Origin of the sequence: Microcoleus sp. EPA2, assembly GCA_020882975.1 — a bacterium.
GTDB lineage: Bacteria > Cyanobacteriota > Cyanobacteriia > Cyanobacteriales > Microcoleaceae > Microcoleus.
In genome coordinates, this window is sequence record JAHRFD010000006.1 from 1 (window position 1) to 20,469 (window position 20,469).

Below are 20,469 nucleotides of genomic sequence, written 5' to 3' on the forward strand. Positions count from 1 at the left end.
TGTTTGCCTTCCGGTGGTGGTTCAGTGAACCGCTTCCCTTCCGGCGCTTTATTAATATACTTATTCCGCAAGATGTTGTCAAGCGTTTTGTGAAAATATTTTTGAGTTTTTTTTGAACCTATACACCCTATGGCTTTCGGCTCTTAAGAATCCCTCCGCTATCCTACAAGCTGATCCCTTTTTCGCCGTTAGTATCAAGAGTGACCCGGAAAGTGGGTTTTGGGGCGGGACTCTGCTGTGGGTAGATAGCATTGATCTGGGTGGAACATGGGAGTAATAATGTCAGCAGGTTAGCGGTACACATATATATGTAGTTATGGCTAAAGCAGTCCATTGATTAGAGAAGGGAGTGAAGGTCTGCCCAAATAGCTGACTTCCCAGGGTGGTACTTTGGTAGCTGGCGGGTAATGCCGATCGAAAGACCGATCGCATAAAATGAAGTGAAACCAGCTAAGGCTCCTCAAAATCCAACCACACTTGAGATGGCATTACCTTGGGAAGGACTTTCTCCACTCACACACCATCTCACGGGCCTTGACCAAATTGGCTTTACTCGAAAAAAAAAGACACCAGCCTACAGTAAGCGCGATCGAGCTTTGGCAACAGAGGTTTTTCGCTCCGTGGTAAACTCTGCTCCTAGAGAAGATTGTCGATCAAGAGTTAAAAAAGTTTTCCGTTTCAATCCAGCCGAAAAATCAAACAGCGTTGGCGGTAAGGGGATATCTCAAGGCGCGATCGTCACCAATCTCAAATCCCAAATTCAAAATCCCATGAGTTACTGCCTAAATCCTAACTGTTCCAAGCCAGAAAACCCCGACGCAGCCAAACTATGCAAAAATTGTCGCTCGAAACTGCTGCTGCGCGATCGCTATCGAGCACTCAAGGCGATAGGACAAGGCGGTTTTGGGAGAACATTGCTCGCCGTTGACGAAGACAAACCCTCAAAGCCTCGCTGCGTCATCAAACAATTTTTACCCCCGGAAACGCCACTAATACCGTCAGCCAGCAATCGCAACAGCAAAAAAGCAGCCGAACTTTTTGAACAAGAAGCAATGCGATTAGACGAATTAGGCAAACATCCTCAGATTCCCGAATTATTAGCATATTCCACCCAAGACAACCGACAATATGTAGTCCAAGAATTTATCGACGGGCAAAACCTAGCGCAAATTTTAGAAACCGAAGGCATTTTCACAGAGAGTCAAATTCAAGACTTACTAAATCGCTTACTGCCCGTACTTCACTTCATTCACTCACACAATGTTATTCACCGAGATATCAAACCAGCAAATATAATTCGCCGCCCAGACCAACAATTAGTTTTAGTAGACTTTGGGGCTGCCAAAATTGCCACAGGTACAGCATTACTCAAAACAGGAACTAGCATTGGTAGCCCCGAATACATCGCCCCAGAACAAGCCAGAGGTAAAGCATTTTTCACCAGCGACTTATACAGTTTAGGCGTAACTTGCCTTTATTTACTAACTCAAGTTTCCCCATTTGACCTTTTCGATCCAGGTGAAGATACGTGGATATGGCGACATTATTTAGGCAACAACCCAGTTTCTGAAGAATTGGGTCAAATTTTAGACAAAATGATTGAAAATGCTACTAATCGCCGCTATCAAACGGCGGCTGAAGTATTAAAAATATTGAATCCCAAAGCTACTATAAATTTGACCACTCCCCAAATAAATAGCAAGCCCACTCAACCTATATCCTCGGTCACTCCGCGCCAAAAGCAGACTAATAACTGGCAATGTATTCACACATTGGCAGGTCATAAAAATTTAATTTCCTGTGTTGATTTTAGCCCGAACGGAGAAGTTATTGCTAGCGCCAGCGATGACAAAACCATCAAACTTTGGCAAGTAGAAACAGCAGCAGAAATTACTACCCTGAGCGGACATACTAACTCCGTTCAGACAGTAGTATTTAGCCCTAATGGAGAGATACTGGCTAGCAGCAGCCAGGACAAAAATATCAAATTTTGGCGCATGAAAGATGGGCAAGATATTTGCACCCTTACTGGTCACACTAACTCAGTTTATGGCTTGGCTTTTAGTCCCGATGGCGAAACTATTGCTAGTAGTAGTTGGGACAAAACAATTAAAATTTGGCGAGTTAAAGATGGGCAAGAACTTCGCACACTAACGGGTCACATAAACTTAGTTTATTTTGTTGCTTTCAGTCCCGATGGAGAAATTTTGGCTAGCAGTAGTTGGGACAGAACAATTAAGATTTGGCGAGTCAAAGATGGGAAACTACTTCGGACGCTTACTGGACATACAGACTGCGTGCGCTGTATCGCTTTTAGTCCCAACGGAGAGTTTCTTGCCAGTGGCAGTCACGACAATACTATCAAAATTTGGTGGGTGAAAGATTGGCAAGAGATTTCAAGTATTACAGGTCATTCTTGGTATGTGGATTCCATTGCTTTTAGTCCTGATGGCGAGACTATTGCCAGTAGTAGTAATCAAATTATCAAGATTTGGCAACTCAAAAATGGCGAAGAAATTTGTAATATTGGTGGTCATACAAATTCGGTTTTTTCTGTTGATTTTAGCCCAGAAGGACAATTGATTGCTAGCGGTAGTAGTGATAAAACAATTAAGATTTGGCAGAACGTTAGGGTTTAATTTTAGAAGCGGGAAGAAGGTCTAAGGACTACGTTTATCCATCCACTTAGCCTAGTCCTTGGGGGGTTGTCGCCCAAGGATTACCATCGGGGGTAAAACAAGCTTTCTATTTGCCGAAATATCTCCGAATCAGGATTTTATCCGGAATAATAGCCAAAGCCAAAGATATATGGAGAGAAGTTCCCGATGCCCCGATGGAGGAATGCCACCTAAAGCCCACTTAGAATCTCACCTGACGGCAGAGGAACTCAAAATTCGCTACCGGCAGGCCGACAACACTACAGAGTCCCGTCGCTGGCACTTGCTATTATTGGTTTCCAGAAATTGGACTATCAAAGAAGCGGCTCAAGTTATAGGTATTAACTACGACTATGCCAAAGAAATTGTCCAGCGCTATAACCGGGAAGGACCTGACTCTGTGAGAAACCGCAGTGGAGACCGCCAGCCACCTCCTGCTAAATCTTTGCTGAATCCAGAACAGCAAGAAGAACTGCGACAAGCGCTGCAAGGGTTAGCCCCCGATGGAGGAAATTGGACCGGGCCCAAAGTAGCTCGCTGGATTGCGGAAAAGACTGGTAACACTCATGTCTGGCCACAACGTGGCTGGGACTACCTGAATCGCTTGGGTGTCGATGGGCGGCGCCGACGGCGAAAGTAGATCGTATGTAGTAGATATCTGGCAAAAAGCTGGTCTTGAGCAGGCTGTCGGGCCTGTAACACCGGAATTATGAGAGATTTCTAGTATATAGTGTGGGGCGATCGCCTTTGATCGATCGCCCTTTTTTGATCTAGCGTCGCCGTTGATGTTTGCATAGGATTCCTCAGTCTCCAATCGAGAATCTATAATCTACAATCTAAAATGGTTTGACTCTTGTAACCATAGCTGCTTATATTGAGTGTGGTGGTGTTCAGGAGTTGACCATGCTGGGGATAAAGAGTTTTTTTTCGGCAACAAACAAGACTGTCGCAGTAGTAGCTGGAATTGGACTGATTCAGGTATTAACGATCGCCAGTTCATTTTCTCAATCATCAAATCAGCGTTCCCTGGACGAACTTTACAAAATCCGCGATCGCATTATCAGTCAATTAGAACAACCTCCGTCTCCCTCTCCCGAACCCACTCTACTTTCCCGCTTAGTTCCCTTCAATGCGAATACTCCTGAAAAACTCATAGAGGAGTTGCAATCTGTCGAGGTTCAAATATTAGTAGAACAACGGGCTAACGATAACTTACAGCAAGCAGTTCGTTTAGCAAACGAAGCGGCAGAAGCTGGACGAGAGCCAAATCAGTCTCTCGAATATGCGCAGAAAATTCAATTTCTGTGGCAACAAGCCCTGAACAATTTGTACGAAATTCCACAAAATTCATTTTTAGCGAGTTTAACGGCTTCAAAAATTCAAGAATACCGCAACAATCTGACGGCCAGCAGCTTGGAAGTCAAACAAGCAAAATCCGATTTTTTGGCTTCTGTTGCCAGGGAAAGTGGCTTATCCAATCAAGCTTCGATCGGCATTTGCCACCTTTCCAGAGACTGCGTTCACCTGCGAGGCGATTCACCTCCAGCGAGTCCAGCTAGCTTAATTAAACTGCCGATTGCTGTGGCCCTGATGCAAAAAGTGGCACAAGAAAAAATCAGTCTTAACAAACAAGTATTTGTTGATTCGGGTAATTTTACTGAAGACTCATCGACGGCGATTTTGTCCAATCGCAATTACCCGCTACAGAAACTGTTAGAAGAAATGATCGATCGCAGCAGCAATATTGCCACCAATCAACTTATCGATTACTTGGGTTCCGATTACATCAATCAATTCTTAGCAAATCGTGGCTACCAAGTAACCCGTGTCAACTTCAAATTAATGGGAGCGCAGATTATGCCTAGTAACCCTGGTAGTGGTGCGAACCGATTGACTGTTAACGAACTGACCGAAATGATGGTACAAATTTACAACGGCGAAACACCCGGTGCTAAACTGTTAGTGGAGACTCTCAACAGACAGTACGATCGCAATTTGGGATTTGCAGCTTTGCAAGGAACTAAAGCACAGTGGCTAGGTGAAAAAACTGGAGAAAATTCCCTGGTACTCGGCACAACTTTAGCAATGAGTATTGACGGTGAAGCCTATGTGATCACTGTAATTGACAACAGCCGTGGCAGCGATACAGAAATGCGAAAGTCGATCGCCAAAATCGCCAATTATATTTCCAACCACCCCGATTTTTAGTGAACACGATTCAAACAGAGTCATCAAAATAGGGAGTAAATTGTAGCTATGCTCGTAGCACAACATTTGTGGGAATTAATTTTATTTCTGATGATTTTAGTCAGTCCGATTCCCTTAATTTTTTTTCTGGCACTTCTCAATCATCAACAAAGAAACAACTATTCATTGTCCCATTTTTGCCTAATTTGTGTGACTGGCTGGAGCATTGTACAAGTCTCCACAGGGTTGATTTTAGGAAGTTTTGATGTCTTAAATATTGCGGGAGTTATTTTAGCAGAATTGGGAATATTTCTATTAGGTTTGATTCTAAATTATTTACTAAAGAATCAAATTATTCAATTTTTCAATCCCCACCAATTATTCGTCAATCAAATTCTCAATCAATGGGAATGGCTCATTATTTTTTCAGTGGGCTTTGTAGGATTTTTTCTATTGGGAAATCTCGCCACTAAACCGATAACCAATTATGATTCATTGTGGTTTCATCTGCCTGCAATTGCGAGATGGTATCAAACTGGTTCATTGACTTTATTAGATGCCACGGGCAACTGGATTTTTGAACAAGAACAAGCGAGAGTATATCCTTACAATTGGCATATTTTGTCTGTCTTGTGTTTGTTTCCCTTCAAATCAGATTTCTTAGTAGCCTTTCCCCTGCTAATTGCTTGGGTAATTCAGGGACTTTCAGTCTATCTTTTGAGTGTTAATTTTGGCGCAACTAGAGTTCATGGGATGGCAGCGTCAGCTTTAGTCTTGACAGTGCCAATGATGCTGAACCAAGTTAACACGATTCACCCTGATTTACCGGTATCTGCCATATTTACAGTTGGTTTATATTTAGGTTTTTCTTATTATAAAAGCCGTTCCTTATCTGAACTATCCCTATTTTTGGCAACCACGGGAATGCTAGCGGGAATTAAAATAACTGGTCTAGTCTATGCAGTCTCACTTTTAATCGGATTAGGAATCTTAGAAATTCATAAACTTGTAGTTAATAAAACTCCTACACAAAATCAATTTAAAATCATTTATTTTTTTAAGCCTATCTTGCTATGTGGTCTAGTTTTTTTCTTACTTTTAGGAGGTTTTTGGTATGGCAGAAATTTGTTGCATATCAATCATCCTATAGTTGATAGTAAAGAGATTAAATTTCCTTTACAACCAGTTACCATACCATCCACAGTAAAGCCACCAACACCGGGACTCCCTAAGCAGCCAGATTCGCCACATTTCAAGATTTGGCAAAGCACTTTAGCCGCTCAATTCAATCCTAGCAATATCGATCACTGGAAAACTCTCGGCTTGCAAATTATGATTAGATTGCAAGTGCCATTCATGGCACTTTTTTTGCAGGTATTGGCCGCACCTCTGGCTTTAGCAACAGCTAAAAATAAACTAATTAATCAAAATACTATTATATTGAGTGTACTGCTTGCCAGTACAGGAATTATGTATCTTATTACACCTTACAGTTCTGGTACTGGGGGAGAGTCGATGGGTGAAATAAGTCCGCTACTCGGTTTTAACCTCAGATACGGATTTCCATTTTTAAGTGTACTGGCTATCGCAGCCGCAGCTACAGCAACTCTGTTGAAAACTCGCAATGGTTTTGTGGTGAAGGTGGTGGTGATTAGCACTTTTTTGGGAATTATGAGCAATACAATTTTTGATTATATTAAAAATGCTTCTTTTACGGGAGATAGTATTGTGTGGGGAGGTTTGCTGATTGACAGTTTTAAGTCTAATCCATTAGAAGCTCTTAAGACTATAGGAAAAATATTGGCTAGCAGTTGGAACGATATTTTTATCTACCCGATATTGTATCTGGTGTCAATCTCAGTGGTGGCTGGGATATTATTAAAAACAAATCCCCGCTTAGGCTGGGAAAATAATTTATTTAAATTCAGGCATAAATTAAATTACCTAGTGATTATTGGTATCTGTATAGGATTGATAGTAATTGGGAATTGGAGGGAACAGCGAGATGTTGCTCGCACAGCACTGTATCGTGGTATTGACGAATATCTTAATCAGAATACTGTGCCCTCTGAAAAAATTGGATTTTTTTTGAGTAGTCGTAGCTACCTTTTTTACGGAAAAAATTTGAATAGGCAAGTTTTGTATGTACCTTTTAGAGCAGATAGACTTTCTGGATGGATTGACAACCTGCGGCAAAATCAGGTTAGTATAATTGGATTCGGGCCATTGACTGATACAGACGCAGCCACCAGAAAAGCTCTATCTAAGCTGACTGGTGCCGAGGGCCCGCTGGAACCAGTTTTCGGTAGAGATTTTAATACCGCACCAGTGCTGTATCGTTTGAAAAATTGAAATATATCAGTGATAATGAACCTAGAGCCAATTTTATTTTCAATTATCGTTCCTACCTATGCTCGTCCTGAAAAATTGACGACCTGTCTCCAGTCTTTTGCTAAACTTGAATATCCCCGCGATCGCTTTCAAGTTATAGTCGTTAATGATAGTACCGAAATATCTTTAGTATCAACAGTTGCTCCGTTTCAAAACAACTTAAATCTCATACTTTTAACCCAGCGTAATTCAGGACCAGCCATAGCCAGAAATACTGGTTCTTGTGCAGCCACGGGGAAATTTCTAGTGTTTACCGACGATGATTGTACTGTAGCACCTAACTGGCTGCAAACTCTAGAAACTAGATTTACCCAAACACCAAATTGTTTAATTGGAGGTCGAATTATTAATGCACTTACTGATAACATATATTCTACGGCAAGCCAGCAATTAATCGACTACCTTTACAGTTATTATAATGCTATTCCCGATCGCGCAAAATATTTCACTTCCAACAATTTTGCCCTTCCGGCTGAATCCTTCCAAAAAATTGGTGGCTTTGGGACAAGTTTTTTCTTCGCTGGAGAAGACCGGGAATTTTGCCATCGGTGGCTTAATTCTGGGTATAACGCCATTTATGCTCCCGAAGTTATTGTCTATCATGCCCACAAACTGACACTGCACCAATTTTGGCAACAGCAATTCAATTACGGTAAAGGTGCTTTCTTGTTTCAGCAAGTTACTGCTCAAACTGCGACTAAAGGGAAACTGCAAAGTCCGTCATTTTATTTGAATTTACTGGCTTACCCCTGGAAACACACGGCAGGTATTCAAAAGCTATTAATTGCCGGGTTATTTTTGCTGTCACAGGTGGCGATTGTGGCGGGATTGTTATGGGAAAAGAAGGATTATGAGGCTCGGAAACTAGGTGGTTGAAACTGCTAAGTAGAAGGAAGAAGATCGATGTGAAGAAGGAAGAATGAAGAAGGAAGAAGAACCCCCCCTAGCCCCCCCCAAGGGGGGAAGATAGAGGTGAAGAATGCTGATACAGCAAGCTTTTTAGCCACCTGTATCTTACGTTTAATTAGGTGGATTTACTTACCACCTAAAAATTTTTCCGGCTGTACCTACTCAGAAATAAATCTGATTAAATAAAGCCGTGTTCGGCTAAAAAATCCGGGGTAATGTCTGCCAAACTGTTAATGGCTGGGGTTTCTTCCCAGGCTTCGGGATGTAGTTGATAACTGCTACGGAGGAACTTGCCGACGTATTTGCCTAAAATATCTGCTTCTAAATTAACTAAACTTCCTGGCTGCAAATAGCGAAGGTTTGTCTCATCAAAACTGTGGGGAATTACGGCAACTTCAAACCAATTGCCGTCTGCATCGCAATCTGCGACAGTCAGGCTGATGCCGTTGACGGCGATGCTGCCTTTGGGAACAATGTAAGGTGCTATTTGACGTTGCCATCCTGAATTGATGGCTGTTGGGGCAGTAAACCGCATTTCCCAGGCGTTGGCGGTTTGGGTTGATGTGGCTAAAGTGCCGATCGCATCTACGTGCCCGGTAACAAAATGTCCGCCTAACTTACTGCCGGCGCGTAGGGAGGTTTCTAAGTTAACAATAGCATCGGGGAATGCTCCGAGATTAGTGCGTCTGAGGGTTTCGGGGGAAGCGATGGCGACAAAACCTTGGGGCAAAACGGACACTACTGTTAAACAGACACCATCGACGGCTACGCTATCGCCGATCGCCAAATCGTGTAAAATCTGGTGCGAGCTGCTGGAGGTGCAGGAAATTTGAAAGCGGTCATTTCCTAGGGACTTCAGTTGTCCGAGAGATTGAATTAGTCCTGTAAACATGGGTATCTTATGGTATTTCGATCGCGGATTCACGTCAAACCACAGCCAAAATTCGATGGGAGGTAGCAATCCCTGGTTTTATTACCTCTTTCGGTAGATTATTTTGAGTGCGATCGGTTGTAGATTCAGGCGAAGATCAAGTCATACTGGATTCAGGCCATCTTGATGTCCAAGTTTTCCACCGCCTTACAGTATTCTATGAGGCCGATCGAATGATTGAAATGAAAGTCGCTGGAATTGCCTTAGATGCAGCCACGCGCAGTCCTATTGTCTTATTGAGAGACGCTACAGAGCGACGCGCCTTGCCTATTTATATTGGTCAAGAGCAAGCCAAGGCGATTATCAGTGTTCTGGAAGGCCACAAGCCTCCTCGACCTTTAACTCACGATCTCATGGTCAATTTCTTAGAAGCCTGGAATCTCACATTGGAGCGAATCGTGATTCACTCCCTGCAAGATAACACCTTCTATGCCGTACTGATCGCCCGTCAGGGAGAAGTTAAAAAAGAAATCGATGCCCGACCTAGCGATGCGATCGCCCTCGCCCTGCGGACAAATAGCCCCATCTGGGTGATGGAAGAAGTGATCGCTGATGCTTCCATACCGGTCGATCGAGATGCTGATGAAGCCGAACGTAGAGCTTTCCGAGAATTTATCTCAAATCTTCGTCCAGAGGATTTGATTAAAGGCAGTGGCTTTAGTTCGGGAGAAACTTCGTAGTAGTGTAGTGTAGTTATGTATAGAAACGTTCTCGGCAGTTAGGAAAATTTTAATTTCTCAAACCATTGATTTTATTGGATTTTCCTTCTGCCTTCTGCCTTCTTACTTCTGCTATATGCGCTATCGAAGGTTTGGGAAAACGAACTTGCCACTGTCCGTATTTTCCTTGGGAACCATGCGCTATTTGGCTTCTGAGGAAACTGCCTGCCAGACGGTACAGCAGGCTGTGTCTCTGGGCATCAATCACATAGAAACAGCCTCTGGTTATGGTTGCAGCGAGGAATATCTCGGTGTCGCCCTGTCGGCTGGGTTGGCTGTGGATCGATCGCGCTTGCACGTCACCACGAAAATTTCGCCAACACCCGATGCGGAGGCAATGGAACGCTCGATTGATGAGTCGCTAAAACGGCTGAATTTAGACTACCTAGACTGTCTGGCAATTCATGGTTTAAATACTTGGGAACATTTGGCTTGGGTACAAGCAGACACAGGCTGTATGGCAAGTGTAGACAAAGCTGTTGCCGATGGCAGAATTCGGCACGTCGGCTTTTCCACTCACGGACCCTTGGAGCTAATTCTGGCCGCTATCAATACAGATTTGTTTGAATTTGTCAATCTGCATTATTACTATTTTTTTCAGCGCAACGCCCCGGCCATTGAACTAGCCAGCCAAAAAGATCTGGGCATTTTTATTATTTCTCCTGCAGACAAAGGGGGGCAACTCTACACTCCGCCCGAAACTCTGATAGAAATGTGTCGGCCGTTCTCACCCCTAGAGTTGAATTATCGGTTTTTATTGAGTGATACTAGGATTGGGACCTTGAGTGTGGGGGCAGCCAACCCGATGGAATTAGAGGAACCACTCAGATGTGGCGATCGCGACTTTCCCTTGAGTGCGATCGAAATTACTGCGTTCGATCGCTTAGAATCTGTAATGGCATCCAGTCTGGGAACGAACAAATGTAGCCAGTGCTATGCCTGTTTGCCCTGCCCAGAAAACATCAACATTCCTGAAGTATTACGACTTCGCAATCTCGCTGTCGGCTGCGACATGACTGACTTTGGGAAATACCGCTACGCTATGTTTGAAAACGCTGGACATTGGTTTCCCGGAAACAAGGGCAACCGCTGTACAGATTGTGGCGACTGTTTGCCCCGCTGTCCCGAAAAGTTAGATATTCCGGGCCTGCTGGCAGATAGTCACCAGCGACTGGGTGGCAAATGGGGCAGGCGGTTGTGGGATTAAAAAAAAACTGGTTTTTCAAGGTAATTAAGAGCAGAATTTAAACAGTAACATTCCGATCCTCTAGATTAGGCAGCCCGCATCTACTACCGATTTAGCATCTACTCCTATGGCTCAGACTCAGTTAAACAACGGTCAGTCAAATTGTCCGCAGCCAAATATCACAGAAAGTTCCGAAAAATTCACGCCAGTTGTCAGCCCTGGTGGGAATGAAAAGTTGTTTCTCACCCGCCAACAACTAATGGGACTCGTGGTTTTAGCAATCCTCTTGCCAGTGGGACTTGCAGGTGCGGCGCTGTGGATGATATGGACAGCGGGACTTAGCCAACGGCAAAATCAAGCTAAATCAGAACTAGCTGTTAGTGAAATTAACTATAATCTCAAACTCGATCGCTGGGCTTGGAGTTTGCCAAACTTTTTTGATACTGAGTCGATCGCCCAAACAGCCATAGCTTACAATAGTGGCAAAAAATCACCATATTTGCAAAAATCTGTCAAGCAAATTCTCGAAAATCAAGTCAAAATAGGGGAAATAGACAGTGCCTTTTTAGTAGGCAAAGATGGCAAGATAATTGTTAGCACTAATCCCCAGCAGCAGGGAAAAAAATTTAATCCTCAAAAAATAGTCGATCGAGTATTAGCGAAAAAAGAACCAATTACCATCAGCGAAATTATTGGTCAATCGGCAATACAAAAACAATTCCCAACCCGGCAGTCGGCGGGATTTAGCGCCACCAATGTCTTGGTTACTTACACCGCAATTCCCGTAAATACTCCCCAAAATCAGACAGTTATTGCTACTTTAGTTTTCGGCAAAAATCTGAGCAAAAAGCCGATGGTTGCCCCTAGGGAAAGTGTCAAGGCAATGGTCGATGGATTTTACGGTATTTATGCACCGATTAAGGAGGGCAAATATGTCTTGGTAAATGCACAAACCGTCAACAAAAATCAAGTTTTGCCAGACTTACGGTCTATGGAACAATTGCTACTAAAACCAGCACGGATGGCCGGTGGTACAGCAGTTGCCAAGGAAATCAAAATAGGCAATCAAACCTATACAGTAGCAGCAAAAACCCTAAATTCTTCAGGAAAAAACCCCCCAGTAATTTTAGTCAGGGGAATCGCCCAAACCGGGCTGGAAAATTATGGGCTGATTGTGGGATTGTGTGGGGCTTCCCTAGGGTTGCCAATGGCCTTGGCAATGGCGATCGCCCGCCAAGCCAATGGGAGATCGCGACTGTGCGATGGGGGAACTAAAGAAACACCAGCCCCTGGGTTAATTCCTTCTCAGACCCAGGGCGGGGATAATTCGCCAGTGTTGGACGAGTTAAAATTTGATAAATTTCCCAACTTATTTCCAAAACCATTCATTTTAGAGCCTCAGTTAACAGTCGATTTTAATTACAAAAAATTATTGATTGATAATGGGTCTAAGGCTTTTTCCCCAAAACCTTTAAGTTTCAAACAACTAGAATTACCAGTCGCTGAATCCAATTCAGACCAAAAAATATCCAGAACAGAAGAGACTAATTGCTGCTCGATCGATCTTAATCAGACTGGACAAAATTTGCAAGACTTAAACCGCCTCAACTTAGAATTGCAGCGAGAGATAGTCGATCGCGAACACACTAAAAAAGCGCTACAAAATAGCCAAGGATTACTACAAGCAATCTTAGACAACTCAACCGCAGTGATCTACATTAAGGATCTAGAAGGAAAATATCTCCTAGTCAACCGCTATTTTGAAACCTTATTTCATATCAGCCAAGAGCAAATAGCAGGTAAAACTGATTGGGATATTTTTCCCAAAGAAAAAGCGGAAACTTTGCGAGCAAACGACCTGAAAGTTCTCCAGGAGGACTCACCGTTCAGCATCGAAGAGGTTGTCCCTCAAGACGACGGACAGCACACCTACATTTCCCTCAAATTTCCTCTCTACAACCCCCAAGGAGTTGCTTATGCAGTTGGTACAATTTCTACAGATGTGAGCGATCGAAAACTGGCAGAAGTTGCCCTAGAAAAAGCTAAAAAAGAGCTAGAAATACAAGTCGAAGAACGCACCGTATTCCTGAGACAATCCAACGAACTATTGCAGCTAGAACTCTCAGCCAGAGTCCGTGGTTCCATCACCGTCAGACAAATGACAGCTCAAGTGGCCAGACACGCCAGAACTGTTGACGGCATTCTGGGCGCATCCCTAGACCTAATTTTTTTAGTTAACCAATCAGGAAGGTACACTTACGTCAGTCGCACGGCGGCTCAAGCTGCTGGCTTGAATCCCAGAGAAATGATTGGTAAAAGTTGGCAACAATTGGGTTGGTCTCCCAAAATTATGGAGCAAGTTCACCGACAGTGCGACGCTGTATTTGCTACCACCATCCCCGCCAAAGGCGAAGTAATCGTCCCTACCGCAGCCTGGGGAATACGGGACTACGAGTATATTCTGAGCCCGGTTTGCGCTACCGACGGCAGCGTGGAAGCAGTGGTTGCTACCCTGCGGGATATCACCGAACGCAAAGATGCTGAGGAAGCGTGGCAGTTGGCCAAAGAAGCGGCTGAACTGGCAAACCGCGCCAAGAGTGCATTTTTGGCAAATATGAGCCACGAGTTACGGACTCCCCTGAACGCGATTATTGGCTACAGCGATATACTGGTCGAAGATGCCCAAGAGTTAGGGAACGAACAGACTGTATCGGATTTAAACAAAATTCGTAATGCTGGCAAACATTTGTTGCGATTAATTGACGATATTTTGGATATCTCGAAAATTGAGGCTGACAAGATGGAACTTTGTCTCGAAAGCTTCGATGTAGGTGGCTTAATTGAGGAAGTGGCGGTAACAGTCAAACCACTGATGGAGAAAAACGGTAATGTTTTGCACGTAAATATTGGCGATGGCATCGGTGCTATGCACGCTGATTTGATGAAAGTGCAGCAGGTACTACTGAATTTATTGAGCAATGCTGCTAAATTTTCGACAGCAGGCAGGATTGAACTTGATGTCACCAGAATTACCAGTGAAGCATTAAAAAATAAATATCAACCGACAGTTACTCAAATCTTAATTTTGGATTCAGACTTTTTAATTTTCCGAGTTAAAGATACAGGAATTGGCATGACTAAAGAGCAGCAAGAACGACTATTTCAACCTTTTACTCAAGCGGATAATTCCACTACCCGCAAGTACGGCGGTACGGGTTTGGGACTGACTATCAGTCAGCGTTTTTGTCAGATGATGGGTGGCGATATTGAAATTGAAAGTAAAATTGGTTCCGGTTCTACTTTTAAAGTTTTTCTGCCTGCGGCTTTATTCAAGCGTCATGAATTATGAATTTTGAAGGAATAAGGAATAAGAAATAATGTCGTTTCTGGTTGCATCGGAATAGTTTAACCGCAGAGAACACAGAGGACACAGAGTCCGAGAATAGAGAGATGAATAATTGAGATCCTACCGGATTTGATATAAGGAATAAGGATTTAGGCAAATGTATTATATCCCATTGAGCAAACATATTTATTTTTATATAGCTTGTTTGATTTCTCTTTCGGTATTATTGTCGCAACCACCTGCTGCACTGGGAAAACAGCCTGGTTGTCCTAGGGGTGACATTGCTAATTTGCCCTCGCCTCCACTTTCTCAAACCCAAAAGAGTGTTCCGAGTTTGTGGTTGGCTCAAAAACAATTTGGGGGACAATTACTCGATCGCTGGTTTGTGGATTCTAATTCTCGCAATAGTTGGGTGATCCTGTTAGTCAATCGCCAGCTTTGGAGTGGATTGGATTATGTAGGCCGCTATCAATTTGTCAATCGGTTTGGGATGGCGGCCATGGAAGATGGATACAATGTTCGAGTGTGTAACCGTGAAGGTGTAGCTTTGGCTGCTTACTTCTGCGAGGGCGATCGACTAAACTGCCACATCAATTTAGACTCTGTATCAAATTTGGGTATTCAAAGAAAGCCAAAGCTATTTTAAACCGAGAAACTCGATCTCATCTTGATTGGAAATTTTTAGTTTCTTTGAGTAGTGGGAGATGCTAAAGGTTGACTATTGTTTTTAGGCAGTTGTGGCTGATTTTTGGGTTCTGGTTTTGGTGGTGGTGGCGGCGGAAAAGTAGCGGCCCGTCTGGGTATTTGTAGAGCTGTTCGGAAGGCAGAAAATGGAAAGAAAGTTTGAAATTTTGACAGGCGATCTTCAAGAGATTCCGGTGTTAATTCCCACAAACTTTCGTAGTAAAAAAAAGCCACACCTAAGCCGTATTCTTGGACTGCTCTCACCTGAGATTGAATTTGGTGCATGGGAACTGGGCGATTTCTTAAACCAGTCATAATCCCAACTCCTGTGGGAATTTTTTTCTGGGTTTCTTGCATTTCTGGGCGATTTATTTTGTTAATAAACGAGGCTAAATCTGGGCGGTAAACTTGCACAATTAGCTCGTCGGCAATATCTAACCTTACCCAAGCTAGCCAATCTTGCAGGTGATGCTTGTAAGCAAATTCGTAGTAATTGGGAGAAATGGAGAAAATTGCATTGGGTTTTACTGCTTTTACAGCTTGATTTAGTTGTGACATAAATGCCGTAATTTTATTGGCTCGCCACTGCACCCAAGCTGGATCTTGAAAATCTGTTGGAGGAGCTTTTTTGGTTTCTTTAGTATACAGTGCAACGGTGTAGGCATCGTAACCAAATTCCGATGGCAAACTCATGTGATCGTCAAATTGAATGCCATCAGCATTGTATTTAGTAGTGACTTCTAGTACGAGTTCGGTAATGAATTGCTGCACTTCTGGATGAAAAGGGTTTAACCAAACTACTTCGCCACCCGCACCGTTTGATGTCTGGGTTCCGTCTTGTTTTTGTGTTAGCCAATCGGGATTATTTAATGCTAATTCTGAGCTGGGAGGAGTCATGAAACCAAACTCAAACCAGGGAATTACTAACAATCCTTGGCGATGAGATTTCTCGATTAAATCTGCTAGCATATCTTGTCCGTCCAAGCCTCTGTACACAAAGGGTTGAATGTCTCTTTGTTGGGCGACATGACTAGGATACATCACATAGCCAGAATTCCAAATTACGGGATAAATAGTGTTGAAATTTAATTGTTTGAGTTTGGTGACTGCATCTGCTACTTTGCGCCGATCTCTGAGGATGTCTTTGTCGTTTGTTGTCATCCAAACTCCACGGATTTCCTGACGGGGTTGCTGGGCGATCGCCGGAATCAAGTTGTTCCCCAGCAGTGCTATCATGAATGAGATGGCAAATAAAAGCGGGAGAATAGGTTTAATCGATCGCAGCCAACCGCGAGGAATGATGCGTAATATCATAGTGTTAAGTGGTGAGTTAGCTCTTAGACATCTCCAAAAATGATGGTGGGATCGGCCCGAAAGCCAGCCCTTGACAGGCTTTTCTGGAGACGGTTATCGAAACACACCCTGGCATGATTTGCTAATGAAATTTAGTCGTTCTACAGTCTACAACCATTTGTGCTGATTTGCTAATTGGTTGAGTGAAATGGTCCCATCGTTTCGATGCGATCGCACTTTGGGCAACTATAATATACTTGTCCCAAAAAGGCTGTCAAGGGCTGGCTGGATGTCTAACCCCTACTCCTAACAGAAATTCTTGGAGATGTCTAAGATTGATACATGAAATATCCATGCCACAACATTTAGTTTTAATTGGTGGCGGTCATAGTCATGCTATTGTATTGAAAATGTTCGGCATGAAACCCCTGTCGGGAGTGCATTTGACTCTGATTACCGACGTGCTATACGCACCCTATTCGGGGATGCTACCGGGACACATTGCGGGTTTTTACAGTTATGAGGAATGTCACATCGATTTGCGTTCTCTCTGTGAATTTACTCAGTCCGAGATATTGGTCGATCGGGCGATCGCGATCGACTTTAACAAAAATCAAGTAATTTGTCAAAATAGCCCCCCCGTTAGTTTTGACTTGCTTTCGATCGACATCGGCAGCACTCCAGCGACTTTATCCGTACCGGGTGCTAACGAATATGCAATTCCAGCTAAACCAGTCCCGGAGTTTTTAGCTAACTGGAATCAGTTAATTACATCCCCAGGAAATTATATAAATCAACCGTTGAATATTGCCATTGTGGGTGGTGGTGCCGGCGGGGTAGAATTAGCATTAAATATGCAATCTCGTCTGGCTCAAAAAACCGATAATTATCAGATTAATTTGGTTCACAGCGGTGCGGAATTAATGCCACAACACAACCAAAGAGTCCGTCATCGCCTCAAAAAGATTATCATTAATCGCGGTATCAAACTGCACTTAAGGGAAAAAGTTGTGGGTATCAAAAACACCCAAAGAATTGACATAAATAAAAGTTACGAATGCCACATACCCAATTACGAAATTGCCTGTGAATCAGGCTTAAAATTAGAGGTAGAGCGGATTTTTTGGGTGACACAAGCCTCCGCAGCTAATTGGATAAAAGCATCGGGTTTAGCCACGGACTCCAACGGGTTTATCCAAGTCAATGATTACTTGCAATCAGTCTCTCACCCTCATGTATTTGCCGCTGGGGATATCTGCACGATGATTAATTATCCGCGCCCCAAAGCAGGAGTATTTGCGGTGCGCCAGGGCCCGCCTTTATTTGAAAATTTGCAGAAATTTTTGTTAGCCAAACCGCTAAAACCCTTTGCACCACAAGCCCAATATTTAGGGCTAATTGGTACTGGGAATAAATTGGCGATCGCCTCTCGTGGCTCTTGGATGTGGGAATCCCGGCTACTCTGGTACTGGAAAGATTGGATCGATCGCCAATTTATGCAAAAATTTAAACATAAAAATTAGTATTTTGGCAAAAAGGCGATCGGAGTAACTCTGCTAACCTAAAAAAATAGAAGATTCAACTAGCCGCAGATTGAAAAATAGGAGAATTCTGATTTATGATAGTAGTAACCGCAGAAAGGAGTAAAGACTAAATATGTTCAGAGAAATTGCTTTTTGGCTGATTTGGATTGCCTTTAGCACCTACGCTTTTGTATTTGCACCTCCCGACAGCCCCGAAACATTCACCTTAATTACCAATCTTTCCACCGGAAAAATAGCCGAAATTAACCCTTTAATTGTCGCCTTGTTTAATATCATGGGTGTGTGGCCAATCATCTACAGTTGCGTCTTATTTGCTGACGGTAGAGGACAAAAAATACCAGCCTGGTTATTTGCCATTTTATCCTTTGGTGTCGGTGCATTTGCCTTATTGCCTTATTTAGCCCTACGGCAACCAAATCCCGAATTTGTTGGGAATAAAAATACTTTTTTAAAGGTATTAGACTCCCGGTTTACGGGAATTATATTAACATTAGGCGCTGCTGGTTTAGTTGCCTTTGGCTTGACAACAGGCGATTGGTCAGATTTTATTAGCCAATGGCAGACTAGCCGCTTTATTCATGTAATGAGTTTAGATTTTTGTATGCTTTCCCTGTTATTTCCGGCATTGCTGGGAGATGATATGGCGCGCCGAGGAATGCACAATAGCACAGTTTTTTGGGCGGTAACATTAGTTCCTTTGTTCGGCCCTCTAGTTTATTTGTGTACCCGCCAGTCCTTGCCGGAAAATACAGTGCAAACTGTTACAAATTAGACAGCATGACTGACAATTATCAGTTTACTTTAGGACTTTATGTCATCATACTAGAAACAGGCTTTCTGGCCTGTTCCACAACATGAAAAAATTTCCCATCGTTGGCATAACCACCTATAACCGCTGTCAAGCAGGCGAATATCGCTTAAATGGATCTTATATTGATGCCGTGCAAGCCGCTGGCGGCATCCCGATTTTACTACCGCCCAATCAATTAAATCCAGCTAGTATTTTTGATGTAGTAGATGGTTTAATTTTTTCCGGTGGCGGAGATATTAATCCAGAACTTTATGGCGGTACGATCGATCGCACAGTTTATGCGATCGATGCAGAACGTGATAACTTTGAACTAGCCTTAGCCAAACTAGCTTTCAAAGCTGACATACCTGTTTTAGGAGTTTGTCGGGGAATGCAAATGCTGAATGTAGCTAGCGGTGGTAGTTTGGTGACTCACGTACCCCATGCTTACGGAGAGGAAGTGAGTCATGGAGCGGGAATTCCTCCTCGTGCGATGGAGCATAGCATTGAAATTGAACCCAATAGTCGGCTAGCAAAAATTATGGGAACAACTTCCACAACCGTTGTTTCTTGGCATCATCAAGCTGTGCGGAAAGTAACATCCGATTGGCGAATTGTAGCCGAGGCATCTGACACTTTGGTAGAAGCAATGGAGTATCAAAATCACCCCTGGATGATTGCAATTCAATGGCACCCAGAAATGTCCCCAAAATGTTTGATAAACTCTCGAATTTTTCGGGCTTTCGTAGAAGCAGCAGCTTCAAAATTGATGAATTCCACCAAGTCAAGTTCACATCAAATCCATACATTTTGATAGTCACTTATTCTTGATAGTCAGTGTCTATTTCAATATCAAGGGTATCTTCATCTATTCTGATATACAGAACATTCGGGCGACAGCAAACTTGACAATCTTCAATATATGATTGCTCCATTCCCCCGCTGATATCTACAAAAGTTGTACTAGGTTCACCACAAAAAGCACAGTAATATTCAGCCGTTGTTTGCATTTTTTTCGCACTCTTTCTTGGTAACTTCGTGGCGGTAACGAAACATATCTGTTAGTCGCATTTCCACCCACCAACCTAATAATAGATCGACCATCGGGCCACCGGGTATCGAAAAGGCGATCGCATCTGTCAATCTAGTTTTACCATTTTCTGTGGTAAACTCGTGTCGATGAGTCCAACTCGCCATCGGTCCCTCAGTTTGTTCATCAACAAACAACCTATACTCTTGGCACTCAGTGTGAGTCGCCACCCACTTTACCGGAATCGGCCCCAATGAAAGACGAAATTCCGATATAGCACCCACACCAAGTCCGCCCTCCCGGCGAATGATTTTCACCGGTTGCCAAGGCGGAGTTAATATTTGCAAAATATCCGGTCTTTCGTGAAAGTTCCAGACACTTTCAACCGTCGCATCAATTAGCGATGAATATCGAAAATTAGGCATTATTCAAATCTTACTAAACAGTTAATTGCGCTGGAATATCAGCATTTACATCATTATCCTCTGTCTCAGTACAAACAGCAACAGTTAGTTTCAATCCCAGAGCTTTTAGCCAAGTTCCCAAACTATAAATCGCATCACTTCCTTGTTCAGACAGCAATTCATCCAGTTTTTTTAAGTGCAATTCATATTGTTCTGGAGTCATTTTTGATTGACCGAGAGCTTCTGCTACATCGCTGAGAGCAAGTCTGAGCAATGCTTCGTCAGGTTCTTCACCTTCATCTAATTCAAAATGAGTTTCCAGATAGACTGCCGCATAACTGGGGCTTTTTAGGCGTGCTATCAAAAAGTCATGATACGGTAAACTTTTAGGCATTTTT

Annotated in this window: 17 protein-coding genes; 12 read left to right on the top strand and 5 right to left on the bottom strand. The window is 43.2% G+C overall.

Annotation, left to right across the window (positions count from 1 at the left end):
• Window positions 1–440 precede the first annotated feature (440 nt).
• The 5 genes from AAFP14_RS07935 (at window position 441) to AAFP14_RS07955 (ending at window position 8,111) form a co-directional block, all read left to right on the top strand.
• On the top strand, window positions 441–2,639 hold the full coding sequence (locus tag AAFP14_RS07935; protein WP_472851030.1) for a protein kinase domain-containing protein: 2,199 nt from the start codon (window positions 441–443) through the stop codon (window positions 2,637–2,639).
• A 202-nt stretch (window positions 2,640–2,841) separates the two neighbouring features.
• A complete protein-coding gene (locus AAFP14_RS07940; RefSeq protein ID WP_341731752.1) occupies window positions 2,842–3,297 on the top strand; it encodes a helix-turn-helix domain-containing protein in 456 nt (151 codons plus the stop codon).
• A 206-nt stretch (window positions 3,298–3,503) separates the two neighbouring features.
• The gene (locus tag AAFP14_RS07945; RefSeq protein ID WP_341731753.1) at window positions 3,504–4,865 is read left to right on the top strand and encodes a serine hydrolase; all 1,362 of its coding nucleotides are present in this window, start codon (window positions 3,504–3,506) and stop codon (window positions 4,863–4,865) included.
• Between the two features lie 48 nt (window positions 4,866–4,913).
• Window positions 4,914–7,196, top strand: a complete 2,283-nt coding sequence (locus AAFP14_RS07950; protein ID WP_341731754.1) for a hypothetical protein — start codon at window positions 4,914–4,916, stop codon at window positions 7,194–7,196.
• 15 nt (window positions 7,197–7,211) lie between these two features.
• Window positions 7,212–8,111 carry a glycosyltransferase family 2 protein gene (locus tag AAFP14_RS07955; protein ID WP_341731755.1) on the top strand — a complete coding sequence of 300 codons (900 nt, stop codon included), beginning with the start codon at window positions 7,212–7,214 and terminating at the stop codon, window positions 8,109–8,111.
• A 211-nt stretch (window positions 8,112–8,322) separates the two neighbouring features.
• On the opposite strand, the gene AAFP14_RS07960 is transcribed toward AAFP14_RS07955, so the two are convergent.
• Complete coding sequence (locus AAFP14_RS07960; protein ID WP_341731901.1) at window positions 8,323–9,036, bottom strand: riboflavin synthase; 714 nt, start codon at window positions 9,034–9,036, stop codon at window positions 8,323–8,325.
• A gap of 212 nt (window positions 9,037–9,248) precedes the next feature.
• Here AAFP14_RS07960 and AAFP14_RS07965 point away from each other — a divergent pair, with 212 nt between their 5' ends.
• From AAFP14_RS07965 to AAFP14_RS07980, 4 genes are all read left to right on the top strand, one after another.
• Complete coding sequence (locus AAFP14_RS07965; protein ID WP_340524078.1) at window positions 9,249–9,755, top strand: bifunctional nuclease family protein; 507 nt, start codon at window positions 9,249–9,251, stop codon at window positions 9,753–9,755.
• Between the two features lie 115 nt (window positions 9,756–9,870).
• Window positions 9,871–11,001 (top strand): aldo/keto reductase, encoded by a 1,131-nt coding sequence (locus tag AAFP14_RS07970; protein ID WP_341731756.1) that lies wholly within the window; start codon window positions 9,871–9,873, stop codon window positions 10,999–11,001.
• Between the two features lie 106 nt (window positions 11,002–11,107).
• Window positions 11,108–14,329, top strand: a complete 3,222-nt coding sequence (locus tag AAFP14_RS07975) for a PAS domain-containing sensor histidine kinase (RefSeq protein ID WP_341731757.1) — start codon at window positions 11,108–11,110, stop codon at window positions 14,327–14,329.
• Window positions 14,330–14,483: 154 nt separating this feature from the next.
• On the top strand, window positions 14,484–14,972 hold the full coding sequence (locus AAFP14_RS07980; protein WP_341731758.1) for a hypothetical protein: 489 nt from the start codon (window positions 14,484–14,486) through the stop codon (window positions 14,970–14,972).
• A 35-nt stretch (window positions 14,973–15,007) separates the two neighbouring features.
• Here AAFP14_RS07980 and AAFP14_RS07985 read toward each other — a convergent pair whose 3' ends face one another.
• On the bottom strand, window positions 15,008–16,324 hold the full coding sequence (locus tag AAFP14_RS07985; RefSeq protein WP_341731759.1) for a glycoside hydrolase family 10-like protein: 1,317 nt from the start codon (window positions 16,322–16,324) through the stop codon (window positions 15,008–15,010).
• A gap of 332 nt (window positions 16,325–16,656) precedes the next feature.
• Here AAFP14_RS07985 and AAFP14_RS07990 point away from each other — a divergent pair, with 332 nt between their 5' ends.
• From AAFP14_RS07990 to AAFP14_RS08000, 3 genes are all read left to right on the top strand, one after another.
• The gene (locus tag AAFP14_RS07990) at window positions 16,657–17,826 is read left to right on the top strand and encodes an FAD-dependent oxidoreductase (RefSeq protein WP_341731760.1); all 1,170 of its coding nucleotides are present in this window, start codon (window positions 16,657–16,659) and stop codon (window positions 17,824–17,826) included.
• Window positions 17,827–17,959: 133 nt separating this feature from the next.
• A complete protein-coding gene (locus AAFP14_RS07995; protein ID WP_341731761.1) occupies window positions 17,960–18,619 on the top strand; it encodes a DUF2834 domain-containing protein in 660 nt (219 codons plus the stop codon).
• An 82-nt stretch (window positions 18,620–18,701) separates the two neighbouring features.
• Window positions 18,702–19,451 carry a gamma-glutamyl-gamma-aminobutyrate hydrolase family protein gene (locus AAFP14_RS08000; protein WP_341731762.1) on the top strand — a complete coding sequence of 250 codons (750 nt, stop codon included), beginning with the start codon at window positions 18,702–18,704 and terminating at the stop codon, window positions 19,449–19,451.
• Window positions 19,452–19,458: 7 nt separating this feature from the next.
• On the opposite strand, the gene AAFP14_RS08005 is transcribed toward AAFP14_RS08000, so the two are convergent.
• Genes AAFP14_RS08005 through AAFP14_RS08015 form a run of 3 tightly spaced genes read right to left on the bottom strand, consistent with a single transcriptional unit; the run spans window position 19,459 to window position 20,465 of the window.
• On the bottom strand, window positions 19,459–19,647 hold the full coding sequence (locus tag AAFP14_RS08005; protein WP_194063809.1) for a CPXCG motif-containing cysteine-rich protein: 189 nt from the start codon (window positions 19,645–19,647) through the stop codon (window positions 19,459–19,461).
• A complete protein-coding gene (locus tag AAFP14_RS08010) occupies window positions 19,631–20,092 on the bottom strand; it encodes an SRPBCC family protein (protein WP_341731763.1) in 462 nt (153 codons plus the stop codon). Before AAFP14_RS08010 ends, AAFP14_RS08005 begins: the two co-directional genes overlap by 17 nt.
• Window positions 20,093–20,105: 13 nt before the next feature.
• Window positions 20,106–20,465, bottom strand: coding sequence for a helix-turn-helix domain-containing transcriptional regulator (locus AAFP14_RS08015; RefSeq protein WP_341731764.1), 360 nt, complete (start codon window positions 20,463–20,465; stop codon window positions 20,106–20,108).
• Window positions 20,466–20,469 lie beyond the last annotated feature (4 nt).